The organism is Psychromarinibacter sediminicola, assembly GCF_029168335.1.
In the GTDB taxonomy this organism is placed as follows: Bacteria; Pseudomonadota; Alphaproteobacteria; order Rhodobacterales; family Rhodobacteraceae; genus Psychromarinibacter; species Psychromarinibacter sediminicola.
This window is the reverse complement of the sequence record NZ_JARGYC010000016.1, coordinates 16,571-31,892: the sequence shown is the minus strand read 5'-3', so window position 1 is coordinate 31,892 and position 15,322 is coordinate 16,571. Positions and strand designations below refer to the sequence as shown.

Below are 15,322 nucleotides of genomic sequence, written 5' to 3'. Positions count from 1 at the left end.
GGCGCGGATGTTACGCGGCGGAGGGCGGCGTGAAACCCCTTTGGATCCTGGGTGCGGCAATCCTTCTCGGCCTGGCCGGTGCGGCGGTCTGGTATGTCGCCCTGCGCAGCCCCGACATCGCCCTGCGCGACGCCACGCTGGAGCCGCATGGCGACGGCCTCGCGCTGGCGCTGACCATCGACAACGCCGGCCCGCCGGACCGGCTGGTGGAGATCTCCACCGCCGCCGAGGGCCAGCTGATCCTCGCCGGCGCGCTGTTCTCCGAGGGCCTCGCGATCCCCGCCGGCGCCTCGCCGAAGCTGGCCGTCGACGGCGCCCACGGCATGCTCACCGGGCTGGAGGGCGGCACCGCGCCCGGCCGGCTGATCCCCGTGACCCTGCGCTTCGCCCAGGCGGGCGCCGTCTCCACCCGCGCCCGCATCGTCGAGGGCATGGGAGAGTCGCACGGCACCACACCCTACGCGGTGCCCGAGGGCGAGCCGGTCCCGTCGCTGTCGATGACCGTCACGCCCGAGGGCGACGGCTGGCGCGTTACCCTGGACACCGACAACATCGCCTTCGACGAGGCCGCCGTCGACGGCCCGCACGAGCCCGGCCACGGCCACGCGCATCTCTATCTCGACGGGCTGAAGCTCTCGCGCCTCTACGGCCCCAGCTACCGCATCGGCGCGCTGCCGCCCGGCAGCTACGAGGTGCGCGTCGCGCTCAACACCAACGACCACCGCGCCTACGAGGTGAACGGAGAGGTCATCGCCGCCTCGGCCCAGATCACCGTGGATTGACACCGCCGCCGCCCGCGCCTTCACTCGACCCGCGAGGGCAGGGCGAGGGACCGGATGGACAAGGCAGCGGGACAGGTCGCGGGCGTCGACGTGGGCGGCACCTTTACCGACCTCGTGCAGATCGACCCCGCCACCGGCGCCGTCCGGCTGGCCAAGGTCGCCTCCACCCCCGACAACCAGGCGTTCGGCGTGCTGAACGCGCTGTCTGCGGCCGAAACCGATCTCGCCGCGCTGTCGCTCATCGTCCACGGCACCACCACCACGACCAACGCGGTGCTAGAGCGCAAGCTCGCCCGCACCGGCCTGATCACCACCGCAGGCTTCCGCGACGTCCTCGAACTCGGCCGCCGCACCCGGCCGCAGCCCTACAGCATGAAGGGCGCCTTCCGCCCCATCATCCCCCGCGACCTGCGGCGCGAAGTGCCCGAACGCATGGACGCCGCCGGCGCCGTTGTCACCCCGCTGGACGAGCCCGCCCTGCGCGCCGCCGCCGAAACCCTGCTCGCGCAGGGTTGCGAGGCACTCGTCGTCCACTTCCTCCACGCCTACGCCAACCCCGCCCACGAGCTGCGCGCCGCCGAGATCCTGCGCGCCCTCTGGCCCAACGATCACATCACACTCGGCCATGCGCTCCTGTCGGAAAGCCGCGAGTTCGAGCGCGGCGTCACCGCCGCCGTCAACGCCTCGGTCCAGCCGCTGCTGGCGCGCTATATCCGCAGGCTAGAGACGGAACTGGCCGAGGGCGGCTATGCCGGCGACCTCCTGGTGATGAACGGCAATGGCGGCATGGTCTCGTCGCGCACCGTCGCCGACGAGGCCGCCAAGACGGTGATGTCCGGCCCCGCCTCCGGCGTCATGGCCGCCGCCTATACCGGGCGGGTGGCGGGGATGGAGAACCTGATCACCTACGACATGGGCGGCACCTCGACCGATGTGGCGCTGATCCGGAACGCCGAGCCGCAGGTCTCCAACGAGACCGAGATCGAATACGCCATGCCGATCCACGTGCCGATGGTCGACGTGCGCTCCGTCGGCGCCGGCGGCGGCTCCATCGCCCGCGTCAACGCCGCCGGGCTGCTGGAGGTCGGCCCGCAAAGCGCCGGCGCCGACCCGGGGCCGATCTGCTATGGCCTCGGCGGCACCGACCCCACGATCTCGGATGCCAACCTCCTGCTCGGCCGCCTCGACCCCGCCCGCATCAACGTCACGGGCGGCGTGTCGCTGGACGACATCCGCCGGATCTTCGCCGACCGCCTCGGCACGCCGCTGGGCCTGTCGCCGGAGGACGCCGCCGCCGCCGTGATCCGCGTCGCCAACACGCGCATGGCCGGGGCGATCCGCATGGTCTCGCTCTCGCTCGGCGCCGACCCCCGCGACTTCGCGCTCTTCGCCTTCGGCGGCGCCGGCCCGCTTCACGCCGCCGCGCTGGCCCGCGAACTCGGCATCCCCCGCGTCCTGGTCCCGCCGCGCCCGGGCATCACCAACGCCATCGGCTGCGTCGTCGCCGACCTGCGCCACGACTACGTGCGCACGATCAACACGCCGCTCGACCAGCTCGACATGGCCGACCTCCGCGCCGTCTTCGACGAGCAGGCCGCCGAGGGCGCGGCCGCGATCAACGCCGAGACCCTGCGCCTCGCCGACCTGCGCCGCGTGCATTCCGTCGACATGCAGTTCATCGGCCAGACCCACCTGATCCGCGTGCCCGTCCCCGACCCGCAGATCACGCGCGAGGCGCTGCAAACGGCGTTCGAAAGGGTCTATTTCGCCCGCTTTCGCGTCGCTCTCGACGAGATCCGTGCCAGCGTCGTCAATGCCAACAGCTCGGTCATCGGCACGCGCCCGCCCGTCGACCTGTCGACCCTGCTCGATCCGTCCGCCCGCCGCGTCACGCTGGACGCCGCCCGCGTCGCCACCCGCCCCGTCACCTTCGACAGCGGCCCGCAGGACACCCCCGTCTACCGGCGCGAGCACCTGCCGCCCGAGGCGCGGATCACCGGCCCGGCGGTCGTCGAGCAGATGGACACCACGCTCCTGATCGAACCGGGCGACACGGCCACGGCCGACCCGCACGGCAACCTGATCCTGGAGGTCGCCCGATGAGCCCGCGGATGCCCGACGCGGTCGCCGCCGCCTTCGCCGCCTTCCCCGACACGGCCCACGCCCGGCTCGACCGCGCTCGCGCGCTGATCTTCGCGCTGGCCGAAGAGACGGGGACCGGCCCGCTCACCGAGACCCTGAAATGGGGCGAGCCGGCCTACCTGACGGAACGGACGAAATCCGGCACCACGATCCGCCTCGGTCTCGTCTCGGGCGCCCCGGCCGTCCTCTTCAACTGCCAGACCACGCTGGTCGACAGCTTCCGCACCGACCTCCCCGATGTCTTCCAATACTCCGGCAACCGCGCCCTCCTCCTGCCCTACGACCCCGACGAACAGGCCCTCTCCCTCTGCCTCTCCCGCGCGCTCACCTATCACCGGGGCAAGAGACGCATATGACCCTCGACCCCATCACCCTCTCGGTCATCCAGTCCGGCCTGCAGCAGGTCTGCGACGAGATGGATCTCAGCTTCTCCCGCGCCGCCTTTTCGCCCGTCATCGCCGAGGCGAACGACCGTTCCGACGGCATCTACGCCACCGACGGCGCGCTGATCGCGCAAGGCGCCGGCGGCCTGCCGGTCTTCGTCGGCACCATGCAGGAATCCACCCGCATCCTGACCGAGCGTATCGCCGCCGGCCTTACCGCCGCGCCGGAGCCCGACGACATCTATATTGTCAACGACCCCTATCTCGGCGGCACCCACCTGATGGACGTGCGCTTCGCCCGGCCGTTCTACCGGCATGGCAGGCTCTATTGCTGGCTGTCCAATACCGGCCACTGGCCCGACACCGGCGGCGCCGTGCCCGGCGGCTTCTCGGCCTCGGCCACCGCCGTCGAGCAGGAAGGCCTGCGCCTGCCCCCGGTGAAACTCTTCAAGCGCGGCGAGATGGACCCCGAGATCTACCAGATCATCTGCTCCAACATCCGCGTCGCCGACCAGCGCATCGGCGATGTCAAGGCGCAGGCGGCCGCGCTGATGGTGGGCGAGGACCGCCTGACCGCGCTCATGGACCGCTACGGCGACGACACGGTGACCGAGGCCATCGCCGAGCTTCGCACCCGGGCGGCGCAACAGATGCGCGCCTTTATCGCCGACATCCCCGACGGCACCTATGACAGCACCGCCTGGATCGACAGCGACGGGGTCGTCAACGAACCGCTCGCCATCCGCCTGAGCGTCTCTAAACACGGCGAAGACCTGCGCTTCGACTTCGCGGGCTCAAGCCCGCCCTGCCTCGGCCCGATGAACTCGGTGCGCGCCACGACGCTGTCGTCGGTCTACCTCGCCATGCGCCACATCTTCCCCGAGGTGCCGATCTCCGCCGGCGCCTTCGAGCCGCTGCACGTCACCGGGATCGAGGCCACCTTCCTCGACGCGCAGTATCCCCGCCCGGTCTCCGGCTGCGCCGCCGAGGTGTCGCAGCGCATCGCCGAGGCCGTCTTCGCCGCCCTCGCCCCGGCGCTGCCCGACCGGGTCACCGCGGCCCCCGCCGGCACCTCCGGCAACTTCGCCCTCGGCGGCCACGACCCGGCGAAAGGGCGGGGCTATGTCATGTACCAGCTCTCCGGCGGCGGCTATGGCGGCAATGCCGACACCGACGGGCTGTCGAACGGCTGCTCGACCATCGGCATCTCCAAGGCGCCGCCGGTCGAGATCATGGAACAGGCGTTCCCGGTGCTCTACCACCACTACCGCCTGCACGAGGGCTCGGGCGGCGCGGGACGCCACCGCGGCGGCTTCGGGCTCGACTATCTCGTCGAACTGCGCCGCGGCGAGGCGCGCGCGAGCTTCGTCATGGACCACGGCCGCACCGGCCCGCAGGGCGCGCTGAGTGGCGGCGACGGGGCGCCCAACACGGTGACCGTTTGGCGCGGCGGCACCGCGCACGAACCGCCGCACCTGTCGAAGGAGCAGGACATCCCGCTGTCGCCCGGCGACCGCGTCCATGTCCGCACGCCGGGCGGCGGCGGCTATGGCGACCCGCTGACCCGCGACCCCGATGCGGTCGCCCGCGACGTGGCGTTGGGATACTACACGGCGGCGCAGGCGAAGACGCTGTTCGGCGTCGTGCTGGACACGGAGGGCGCGCCGGACCTGCGGGCGACGCAAAACTGCCGCACTAACAACATTCAATTATAAGAAGAGCTTACGCCACCCTTGTCAATGCACGGCGGAGTCGCAATAGACTGTCCACAGGGAAGCGAGTACCCATGTGAAGGGATGGCGGCTTATTGGTTCGAGGGAGTAGACCGGGTGATGCGCGCCCGCTGATCCGCAATGTGCCCTGCCCGACGGTCGGGCGCGGCACGGACGCGACGAAGGCTCCGGCAGTTCGAGGCGTGGACCCCGCAAGGGGCGCCTGACAATGCCCGAGGCGCCCGAAACGCCCACGCGCGGCCGACCGGCCGCCGGGCGCGTGCGCGGCAATTGGCTTCTGCGCCTGCTGGCCGGCGACGTTCTGCACGAGCGCGACGCATTGCGCCGTCGTCTGCAGGACGTGCGGTCCGAGCTGGAAGCCGAGCGCGCCGAATGCCGTCGCAGCGCGGCGCTGGCCGCGGAGCGCGCGGCGCGCCTGGAACAGGCGATGGACCTGGGGCAGCTCGGCTATATCGTCTGGAACGCAAAGACCGATGCCTGCGAACGATGCTCCCCCCAGATGGCCGCCGCCTTCGGCATGACGCCCCGGGAATTCATCGCCCGCGCCCACGGTATGCAGGGGCCGCACCTGCTGATCCATCCCGACGACCGCGCGACGTTCGGCGCGGCGTTCCGCAGGCTCCGGAGCGGAGAGCCCTTCGACATCGTCTATCGCACCAACAACGCCGCGGGCGCGCGTCTGCTGCGCGTCGTCGGGCGCCCCATCCGCGACGAGACGGGCCAGGTGGCCCGGTTCTTCTGCGTCGCGACCGACGTCACCGACCAGCAGGACGAAACCGCACGAAAGGCCGAATTGCTGCGGATGGAGAGCCTCGGCCGGCTGACGGGCGGTATCGCCCACGACTTCAACAACCTGCTTGCCGTGGTGCTCGGCAATCTCGAACTGCTGGACGAGGCCGCCGACCCGGCCGACCGGCAGGCGATGATCGAAGAGATGATCGCCGCCACCCTGCGCGGCCGCGACCTGACCCGCCGGATGCTGGGCTTCGCGCGGCGCGCGCCGCAGGCGCCGGACCGTGTCGACCTGGCGGCGGTGGTGCGCGACATGGGGCCACTGCTGTACCGCACGTTGCCCGAAACCATTTCGCTGGACCTTGCGCCCGGGCCTCCGACGGCGCCCGTCGTGGCGGACCGCAGCCTGATGGACAGCGCGCTGCTCAACCTCGCGATCAATGCCCGCGACGCCATGCCGGAGGGCGGCCGCCTGACCGTTTCGGTCCGCGACCTGCCGGCTGCGGACCCGGCAGCCGACGGATCGGAGGCGCAGGTGCGTCTGACCGTTGCGGATACCGGCGCAGGCATTCCGCCCGAGCTGCGGGACAAGGTGTTTCAGCCGTTCTTCAGCACCAAGGACGCGGTCGCCAATTCCGGCCTGGGCCTGGCCATGGTGCAGAGCTTCATCCGGCAGGCCGGCGGCCGGATCGAGGTGGACAGCGCGCCCGGGCGCGGCACCGCCTTCCACCTCTATTTCAACACTGTCCCGGAGGACGCCGCGGCCGACCCGGCGCCGCCGGCGGTCCGGTCCGAAGACATCCGGCCCCGGCGCGGCACGCGCGTCCTCGTCGTCGAGGACGAACCGGCCGTGCGCCGCATCCTCGCGTTGCAGCTCGAACGCTCCGGCATCGACGTGACCGAGGCGGCGGATGCCGAAGAGGCCGTCGCGGCCTTCGACGCCGGCGGGCCCTTCGACCTTCTCGTCAGCGACGTCGTGGTGCCCGGAGCGATGCAGGGGCCGGCGCTCGCGGCGCATCTGCGGGACCGGCAGCCGGACCTGAAGGTGATCTTCCAGTCCGGCTATCCGCAGGCGGCCGGAGAGATCGACGGCGACGGTCGCGGCGATATCGTGTTGCTGAAGCCGGTCAACCGGCAGGAGCTCCTGCACGCCGTACAAACCGCACTGGAGGCATGAGCGCCCTTCCCGCTGCGACCGGCTCCGGCGCGACCGGAAAGAGACACGCAGCACGGACCATCGTTCGAACGCGCGGATCGGCACGGGGTCCGCACCACCGACACGCTTGACCGCCCGCCCCGCCTGCGGCACCTCTTTCTCCGGCCGCACCGGAGGACCCCATGGACGCATTCCACGCCGACACCCACGCCCTGATCACCGGCGGCGCGCAGGGGCTCGGCCTTGCCGTCGCCCGCGAGCTGATCGCGCAGGGCTGCCGCCGGCTCGTCCTCGCCGACCGGAACCGCGAGGCCGGTCAGGCCGCCGCCGAAGCGCTCTCCGGGAACGGCGTCGACGCGGGCTTTCACCCCGTCGACATGGGCGACGCGCAGGCGGCACAGGACATGGTCGATGCCGCCGCCGGCCGCATGGGCCGGGTCACCGCGCTGGTCAACGCCGCGGCGCTCACCGATCGGGGGTCGATCCTCGACACCACGCCCGACCAGTGGGACCGCATCCAGAACGCCAACGCCCGCGGTCCGTTCTTCGCCCTCCAGCGCTTTGCGCAGCGCTGCATCGACGCCGGCCATCCGGGCGGCTGCGTCAACATCCTGTCCATCGTCGTGCACGGCGGGCTGCCCTTCCTCGCGCCTTACGGCGCCTCCAAGGCGTCGCTGCTCTACACGACGAAGAACGCGGCCAACACGCTCGCCCGTCACCGCATCCGGGTGAACGGCATCAATGTCGGCTGGATGGACACGCCGGCCGAGGACGCGGTCCAGCGCCGCTATCACGACCGGGCGGCGGGCTGGCAGGCCGAGGCCGCCGCGAACCTACCCTTCGGCGCGCTGGTCCAGCCCGAACAGGTCGCCCGCCAGACGGCCTTTTTCCTCGGGCCGCAATCCGGCGTCGTCACCGGGTCGGTCATGGATTTCGACCAGCGGGTTATCGGCGCCTACCCGGACACCAACGACACCTGACGCGGCGACTCCCGGGCCAATTCGGAATCCGAAACGCGCAATTGATCTGCATCAATTCGGCCCGCGCGCCCCGGTGGTATGTCCTTATCCCATCCGGCCAAGAGGAGTGTGCCCGAGATGCGGATTACCAAGCGGACCAACCTCGCCATGCGGGTGCTGATGTTTTGCGCCATCAACACCGATCGCAACGTGACAAAGGCCGAAATCGCCGCGGGCTGCAACTCGTCCGAGAACCACTTGGGCCACGTGGTCAACCGGCTGGGGCAGCTGGGCTTTCTGAAGACGATCCGGGGCCGCCGCGGCGGCATCCGGCTGGCCCGCGCGCCCGCGGAGATCTCGGTGGGCGACGTGTTCCGCAACCTCGAAGCCGATGTGCCGCTGGTCGAGTGCATGGTGGTCGAGGAGAACACCTGCCCGCTGGTCTCGGCCTGCCGCCTGCGCGGCTGCATCCTGGGGGCGATGGAGGCGTTCTACAGCCATCTCGACGCCGTCACGCTGTCGGAGCTCGTGGATTCGAACGACGGGCTGTGCCGTATCCTCGACCCGAGGCTCGTCGCCTGAGAGGCCGCGCGCCTAACGCAAGCAGCTTCCCGGAACCAGGTGGAGCACCTGCGGCCACCGGCGATAGGCCCCGTGATCGGGCGCGATCTCGGCCACTTCCATGACCTCGGTCGGGCACGGCGGCACAACGCCCAAACGCAGAATGAGCAGGACGTCACGCGCCTCGGGCACGCCGGACGCGCCGGGGGCATGGACGGCCACGCCGCGGCCGCGGCCGAAATAGGACAGATCCGCCCGTAATTCCGGATCCGCCGCCACGACGGCGCGGATCTTCAGGTCCGCCGCAATGTCGAGAACCGTCGCGCTCATCTCGCCGCGGCCCGCCCGGGTTTCGACCCATGGCAGGGTCTGCAGCAGGCCCCGTTCGGCCACGACGGGCGCCAGCGGCACGGCCAGGCAGACCAGCGCGTTCACGGCCAGACAGATCCTCCGCCAGCGCCGCTTTCCACGCAGCCAGGCCAGCGCCACCGGCAGCCCGGCCAGCCACGCCGCGGCCCAGCCGCCGCCGCCGATCCCCAGCGGCGCGGACAGCGCCGTCAGCGCGGCGACCGGTCCGAAGAAGATCAAAAGGAACTGCACGACCGGGTTGCCGGGCCGCTCCGCCGCCAGCACCAAGGGCACCGCCAGCGGCCCGGCCCCGAGGACCACGGCCAGGAACGCACCCCAGCCGCCCCAAGGGCCCGACACCGCCCAGGACAGCCCGCCTTCGACGGCACCGACCACCAGGTGCGGCGTCATGACGGCGCCCCAGACCGCCATCAGCAGCACCGCCTGCGACCGCGACGGCCGCGCCTCGGAGAAGACGCGGCCGGCCAGAACCGCGCTGGCCAGGAACAGGATCGCCCAGTAGCTCGCCAGGCAGGCCAGCCCCAGAAACAGGCCCGTCGCCGCCGCGACCCACGCCCGGTACTCGTCCAGAAGCTTCATGTAAAGCGCCAGCGCCGCGGCCAGCAGCGGCGCCATGACCGTCCCCGGTCCGGTGCCCAGCGCGGCGATGGCGACGGCCGGCAGCGTGATCCAGCCCACCGCCACCAGAGCCGCGACGCGCGCGCCGAACAGGCGGTCGGCGATGCCGCCCAGGATCAGCGCCGCCGCGGCATGGAGCAGCGGCCCCGGCAGGCGCAGCCAGACCGGGCCGTCCCCGAATTGCGCGAACAGCCAGATCACCCAGCCGGTCAGCGGCGGCGCGCCCAGCTGTCCGAGCCAGGGCGCCCCGGCCCAGGCCCGCGCTTCCGCGGCCGTGGCGTCGGCGCCGTCGAGCCACAGGAGGGCGACGCGACACAGCGTCACCGCGACGACCGCGGCCGTCGCCGGGACCAGCCAGCCCCGCGTCACCGCGCGCCCCGGCGCCTGTCCGGTGCCGCGCCGGCCCGATCATCAACGCAAAAACCTGCCACCGGCATGAACCGCACCGAACCCGTTCTGCCCGTGCCCGCACGGCACGGTCGCGTCATCCAGATATTCCGCGCCGGCCCGCCGACCAGGGCCGGCGGCGCACGGTCAGCGTTTCAGCGTCTCGCCCAGCTGCAGCGTCGGGGTCAGCACGACCCGTTCGTGGCCGCCTTCCTCGCCCGCGGCGCGGGCCGCGACGATCTTGGCCGCCTCGCGCCCGATCTCGGCACGGCAGGCGTCCATCGTCGCCAGCTTCACCGGCAGACCGTCCAGAAGCTCGACCCCATTGAACCCGGCCAGCCCGACGCGGCCGGGCACCTCGATCCCGTTGTCGCGGCAGTAAAGCAGACCGCCGGCGGCGATCATGTCGTTGGAATAGTACAGAAAATCGAGGTCCGGCGACCGTTTCAGGATCGCCTCGGTCATCTCGCGCCCCTTCAGAAGCGCCGAGCCGCCCTCGTAAAACTCGTGGTCGTGAATCTCCAGGCCGGCCTTCGCCAGCGCCTCGGTGAACCCCTCGAACCGCTTCCGGGCGCGGTGGTCCAGCGGCATCTTGGTGCCGAGAAACCCGATCTTGCGATAGCCCGCGTCGACGATCGCCCGCGCCATCTCGCGGCCGGCGCGGCGGTGGCTAATGCCGACCATGGCGTCGATCGGCTCGCCGTCGCTGTCCATGATCTCGACGATCGGAATGCCCGCGGCGGTCAGCATGGCGCGGCTGGCGTCGGAATGCTCCAGCCCGGCGATGATGACGCCCGAGGGCCGCCACGAGAGCATCTCGTACAGCACCTTCTCCTCGCGCTCGGGCTTGTAGTTGGTGACGCCCACGACCGGCTGCAGCGGCGTGTCGTCCAGCACTTCCGAGATGCCCGACAGCACCTCGGGGAAAACCAGGTTCTTCAGCGACGGGATGATGACGGTGACAAGGTTCACCCGCTGGCTGGCCAGCGCCCCGGCGATCTTGTTGGGCACGTAACCCAGCGATTTCGCGGCCTCCAGCACCTTTTCGCGGGTCGCCTCGCTGACGTCGCCCCGGTTGCGCAGCACCCGGCTGACCGTCATCTCGCTGACGCCGGAGGCTTCCGACACGTCCTTCAGCGTGAGGGGGCGATTGGGGTTTTCCAGGTCGTCACTCGGCACATTCGTCTCCCGCATCCGGCGCAGGAAAAAGTTAGCGGTAAAAACACGGGCTGTGCAAGCGGACCTTGGGGCCAACGCGCCTTCTGCCGGCCGCCGTTGCTGCAATGCCGAATGGGCGCGGCGGCCCCTCTCGCTCGTCGTCGGTCGCGACCGGGCGGCGCGCGCGACTCGCCCGCCCTAAACCCCCAGATACCGGTCGATCACCTCGTGCCGGCCGCGCAGCTCCGCCGCGGCCCAGGTCTCGCGCGCCCGTCCGTTCTCCAGGAAGGTCACGCGGTCGGCGACGGCCAGCACCGCGTCGATCCGCAGTTCCACCAGCAGGATCGCGACGCCCGCGCCGCGCATCCGCACGATAACGTCCCGGATCGCCGCGATCATCGACGGCTGCAACCCCTCCGTCGGCTCGTCCAGAAGCAGCACCTTCGGCTCCACGCAGAGCGCCCGCGCGGTGGCCAGCATCTGCTGCTCGCCGCCCGACAGGGTCTGCGCCCGCTGCCCCATCCGCTCGCGCAGCCGCGGGAACAGGTCCAGCACACGCTCGCGCACGTCGCGCCCGGCGCCGCGGGTCATCAGCCCGACCTCCAGGTTCTGAGCCACGGTCAGCTCGCCCCAGAGCCGCCGCCCCTGCGGGATATAGCCCACGCCGGTCCGTCCCACCTTGTGCGCGGGCAGCGGGCCGATCTCCGCGCCGTCGAGGGCGATCGCCCCGGCCCAGAGCGGCAGCAGCCCCGCGATGGCCTTCATCGTCGTGGTCTTGCCGGCCCCGTTCCGCCCCAGCAGGCAGTGGATCTCGCCCGCGCGCACCTCCAGCGACACCTCGCGCAGCACCTGCGCCGCGCCGTAGCCGGTGGAAATGCCCTTCAGCTCAAGCATCGCCGGTCCCCAGATAGGCGTCCTGCACCCGGCCGTCGGCATGGATCTCCTCGGGCGTGCCCTCGGCCAGCACCTCGCCGAAGTTCAGCACCGTGATCCGGTCGGCCGTGTCCATCACCACGCTCATGTTGTGCTCGATCAGCAGCACCGTCGCCTCGGCCCTCACCTCGCGCACCAGCGCCACGAACCCCTCGATCTCGCTGTCGGCCAGCCCCTGCGTCGGCTCGTCCAGGATCAGCAGCCGCGGCTTTTGCGCCAGCCCCATCGCGATCTCCAGAAGCCGCTGGTGGCCATAGCTCAGATCGCCCGCCAGCTGATCGGCCCGGTCCCCCAGCCCCACGCGCGCCAGCGCCGCCGGCACCTCCCGCGCCGCGTCGCCCTTCCGCCGCCGCACCGCCAGCGCCACGTTCTCGCGGCACGACAGTCGGGCGAAGACGGAGGTGATCTGGAACGTGTAGGCCATCCCCTCTCGGATGCGCCGATGCGCCGGCAGGCGCGAGATGTCGGCGCCCGCAAAGCGCACCGCCCCCGCCGTCGGGGCCACCCGGCCGCAGAGCATGCCCACGAAGGTGGTCTTGCCCGCCCCGTTCGGCCCGATCAGCGCCCGCACCTCGCCTTCGGGCAGGTCGAAATCCACGTCCTGCACCGCGTGCAGCCCGCCGAACGCCTTGGTCAGCCCCCGCGTCTGCAACAGGCTCATGGCAGTCCCCTCCAGACCCGCCGCCGGATCTCGCCGCCGATCCCCTGCGGTGCGAAGAGCGTCAGCGCGATGAGCACGACGCCGACGACAGCCATATAGGCCGTGGTGAACCCGCTGGTGATGTCGATCAGGTAGAAGGTGAAGAGCGCGCCGAGAAACGGCCCGATCACCGTGCCCGCTCCGCCCAAGAGCACCCACAGAAGCGGCAGGATCGAATACTGCACTCCCGCGAAGCTGGCGCCCGCATACCCGAACAGCAGCCCATAGGCCGCCCCCGCCGCCGCCGACATCGTGCCCGAGGCGACCACGGCGCCCAGCTTGTGCGCGAACACGTCGTAGCCCAGCATCTCCGCCCGCGCCTCGTTCTCGCGGATCGCGATCAGCACCTTGCCGAACGGCCGCCGCACCAGCCACAGCGACAGCACCAGGCAGACCGAGAACAGCACCAGCGCCGCGAGGTAGCGCACGCCCGCGTCGCTCAGGTCCAGACCCCACAGCACCCGCTCGGCCCGCTGCAGGACCAGCCCGTCATCGGCGTTGGTCCACTCGGCGAAATACAGGACCGTCAGATACACCGCCTGCGCGAACATCAGCGTCACGATCAGGAACGCCACCCCCACGGTGCGCAGCGCCAGCGCCCCGGCCACCAGCGACAGCAGGGCCCCCGCCGCCAGCCCGCTCAGCAGCGCCGGTCCCGGCGCCCAGCCCAGATGCGTCACCGGCAGCGCCATGCCGTACATCCCGGCCGCGAAGAACATCGCGTGGCCGAGGCTCAGAAGCCCGGTGTAGCCGAACAGCAGGTTGTAGCCCATCGCGTAGGTCGCCAGCACCATCACCCGCGCCAGGTTGCCGTGATGATAGGCCGGCAGGACGAAGTGCAGCGCGAAGAGCGCAGCGATGAGCGCCCCGTGCAGGACAGCCGCCTTCGCCCCGTCGCTCATGCCGCGCGCGTCCCGAACAGCCCCTGCGGCCGGAACACCAGCACCAGCGCGACCAGAAGCGTCGCCAGGATCTTCGCCAGCGTCGGTGAGAAGAAGACCGAGATGATGCCGTCCGACAGCCCGATCAGCAGCGCCGCCACCACCGTGCCGGGCAGCGAGCCCAGACCGCCGATGATCACCACGATGAACGACAGCAAGAGCGGATCGCCCCCCATCAGGTAGTGCGCCTGCTGGATCGGCACGATCAGCACCGCGCCCAGCGCCGCCAGCGCCGCGCCCAGCCCGAAGGTGAAGGCATAGACCCGCTCCACCGGGATGCCGAAGACCTGCGCCATCTCGCCGTCCATCTGCGTCGCCCGCAGCACGAGCCCGATCCGGGTGTGCCGCATCAACAGCCAAACGGCGGCCAGCACCACCGCCGCCGCGCCGATGACGAACAGCTTGTAGCTGGTGGTCGACAGCCCCCAGGGCCAGTAGAGCGCCGGCCCGCTTTCGCCCCACTCGACCCAGGGCAGGGCCAGCCGCGCGTTGAACGGCGGCTCCACCGGCCGCGCCTCCGGCCCGTAGGTCATCAGAACGACCTGCTGAATCACGTACAAAAGCCCGATGGTCACCACGATGGTCCGCTCCGGGTCATAGTCGACCCGTTTCAGCACCGTCACATCCGCCAGCGCCGCCAAGGCCCCCACCAGCAGCGGCGCCAGCACCGCCGCCGCGACGAAGCCGATGGCCGCGTGCCCGCCGAACCACGACGCCACCCACCAGGCCAGCACAGCGCCCAGCATGAAGAACTCGCCATGCGCGACGTTCACCACCCGCATGATCCCGAAGACCAGCGACAGGCCCACGGCGGTCAGCGCCAGCACCGCCGCCGTCACGGCGCCTTCCAGCGTGGCGAGCATCAGATAGGGTCCGAATTCCATGCCCGCGACGTTGCCCGCTGCGGCGCGCCCGGGCAAGCGCATTCCCGCCCCCGCCGGCCGCGCCCGTGGACGGCGCCACGGATTCGGGCGACACTCCCGGCGTCAATCCGGAACAGCGAAGAGGCACGCCATGGGAGAGCGAAACCCGCGCTTCGACAGGTTCTTCGACCGCGACACGCCGTGGAAGGCCGAGAAGAAACGGCTGCGCGAGATCGTCCTGGACCACCCGCTGACCGAGGAGTTGAAGTGGCGCCAGCCGGTCTATTGCCACGCGGGCGGCAATGTCGCCACGATCGACGGGCTGAAGGACCGCTGCGTCCTGTCCTTCTTCAAGGGCGCGCTGCTGACGGATCCCGAGGGGATGCTGGAGCCGCCCGGCCCGAATTCCCGCTCCGCCCGCTATGCGCCCTTCACGTCGCTGGAAGAGATCGACGCGCGCGCCGACGCGCTCCACGCCTACCTCGACGAGGCGATCGAGAACGAAAAGCGCGGCCTCTCCCCCGAGATGCCGCCCGACGACCTCGACCTGCCCGAGGAACTGGCCGCGGCGCTCGACGCCGACCCGGCGCTGGCCGAGGCCTGGGCCGCCCTCACGCCCGGCCGCCGCCGCGGCTGGGTCATCCATGTCTCGGGCGCGAAGCAGGCAAAGACGCGCACCGCCCGCGTCGAGAAGGCCGCGCCCAGGATACGCGACGGCAAGGGCTTCCACGACCGCTGAGCCGTCACTGGGGCCTGCAGGGCGTGCCAGAGGGTCCGGCGGACCGCCGACCCCACTCCTGCGCCCTCTCCCGAAAGGCGTGGCCCCAACTGCCGCACATCCCCAGGCTGACGAGCGCGCAGCATGGCCCGACCGCGGCACAGGCGGCCGCCTGTCGCCCTGCGTT

Annotated in this window: 14 protein-coding genes; 8 read left to right on the top strand and 6 right to left on the bottom strand. The window is 71.2% G+C overall.

Features of this window, described 5'->3' with window-relative positions; all coding sequences use genetic code 11:
* Positions 1-29 precede the first annotated feature (29 nt).
* The 7 genes from P1J78_RS07975 to P1J78_RS07945 all read left to right on the top strand — a co-directional run bounded on the left by P1J78_RS07975 (position 30) and on the right by P1J78_RS07945 (position 8,469).
* Positions 30-782 (top strand): copper chaperone PCu(A)C domain-containing protein, encoded by a 753-nt coding sequence (locus P1J78_RS07975; protein WP_275566809.1) that lies wholly within the window; start codon positions 30-32, stop codon positions 780-782.
* Positions 783-836: 54 nt separating this feature from the next.
* Complete coding sequence (locus P1J78_RS07970; protein WP_275566808.1) at positions 837-2,885, top strand: hydantoinase/oxoprolinase family protein; 2,049 nt, start codon at positions 837-839, stop codon at positions 2,883-2,885.
* Positions 2,882-3,280, top strand: a complete 399-nt coding sequence (locus P1J78_RS07965; protein ID WP_275566807.1) for a DUF1801 domain-containing protein — start codon at positions 2,882-2,884, stop codon at positions 3,278-3,280. The genes P1J78_RS07970 and P1J78_RS07965 overlap by 4 nt, the downstream gene beginning before the upstream one ends.
* On the top strand, positions 3,277-5,022 hold the full coding sequence (locus P1J78_RS07960; protein ID WP_275566806.1) for a hydantoinase B/oxoprolinase family protein: 1,746 nt from the start codon (positions 3,277-3,279) through the stop codon (positions 5,020-5,022). Before P1J78_RS07965 ends, P1J78_RS07960 begins: the two co-directional genes overlap by 4 nt.
* A gap of 226 nt (positions 5,023-5,248) precedes the next feature.
* The gene (locus P1J78_RS07955) at positions 5,249-6,949 is read left to right on the top strand and encodes a PAS domain-containing hybrid sensor histidine kinase/response regulator family protein (RefSeq protein ID WP_275566805.1); all 1,701 of its coding nucleotides are present in this window, start codon (positions 5,249-5,251) and stop codon (positions 6,947-6,949) included.
* A 161-nt stretch (positions 6,950-7,110) separates the two neighbouring features.
* On the top strand, positions 7,111-7,908 hold the full coding sequence (locus P1J78_RS07950) for an oxidoreductase (protein ID WP_275566804.1): 798 nt from the start codon (positions 7,111-7,113) through the stop codon (positions 7,906-7,908).
* Between the two features lie 117 nt (positions 7,909-8,025).
* On the top strand, positions 8,026-8,469 hold the full coding sequence (locus P1J78_RS07945) for an RrF2 family transcriptional regulator (RefSeq protein ID WP_275566803.1): 444 nt from the start codon (positions 8,026-8,028) through the stop codon (positions 8,467-8,469).
* Positions 8,470-8,481: 12 nt separating this feature from the next.
* On the opposite strand, the gene P1J78_RS07940 is transcribed toward P1J78_RS07945, so the two are convergent.
* The 6 genes from P1J78_RS07940 to P1J78_RS07915 all read right to left on the bottom strand — a co-directional run bounded on the left by P1J78_RS07940 (position 8,482) and on the right by P1J78_RS07915 (position 14,438).
* Entirely contained in the window at positions 8,482-9,804 is a 1,323-nt protein-coding gene (locus P1J78_RS07940) for an ArnT family glycosyltransferase (protein ID WP_275566802.1), read from the bottom strand.
* A gap of 165 nt (positions 9,805-9,969) precedes the next feature.
* Positions 9,970-11,001 carry a LacI family DNA-binding transcriptional regulator gene (locus P1J78_RS07935; RefSeq protein ID WP_275566801.1) on the bottom strand — a complete coding sequence of 344 codons (1,032 nt, stop codon included), beginning with the start codon at positions 10,999-11,001 and terminating at the stop codon, positions 9,970-9,972.
* 177 nt (positions 11,002-11,178) lie between these two features.
* Positions 11,179-11,874 carry an ABC transporter ATP-binding protein gene (locus P1J78_RS07930; RefSeq protein WP_275566800.1) on the bottom strand — a complete coding sequence of 232 codons (696 nt, stop codon included), beginning with the start codon at positions 11,872-11,874 and terminating at the stop codon, positions 11,179-11,181.
* On the bottom strand, positions 11,867-12,574 hold the full coding sequence (locus P1J78_RS07925; protein ID WP_275566799.1) for an ABC transporter ATP-binding protein: 708 nt from the start codon (positions 12,572-12,574) through the stop codon (positions 11,867-11,869). Before P1J78_RS07925 ends, P1J78_RS07930 begins: the two co-directional genes overlap by 8 nt.
* A complete protein-coding gene (locus P1J78_RS07920; protein WP_275566798.1) occupies positions 12,571-13,515 on the bottom strand; it encodes a branched-chain amino acid ABC transporter permease in 945 nt (314 codons plus the stop codon). The genes P1J78_RS07925 and P1J78_RS07920 overlap by 4 nt, the downstream gene beginning before the upstream one ends.
* The gene (locus P1J78_RS07915; protein WP_275566797.1) at positions 13,512-14,438 is read right to left on the bottom strand and encodes a branched-chain amino acid ABC transporter permease; all 927 of its coding nucleotides are present in this window, start codon (positions 14,436-14,438) and stop codon (positions 13,512-13,514) included. The genes P1J78_RS07920 and P1J78_RS07915 overlap by 4 nt, the downstream gene beginning before the upstream one ends.
* 130 nt (positions 14,439-14,568) lie before the next feature.
* Here P1J78_RS07915 and P1J78_RS07910 point away from each other — a divergent pair, with 130 nt between their 5' ends.
* Positions 14,569-15,156, top strand: a complete 588-nt coding sequence (locus P1J78_RS07910) for a YdeI/OmpD-associated family protein (protein WP_275566796.1) — start codon at positions 14,569-14,571, stop codon at positions 15,154-15,156.
* Positions 15,157-15,322 lie beyond the last annotated feature (166 nt).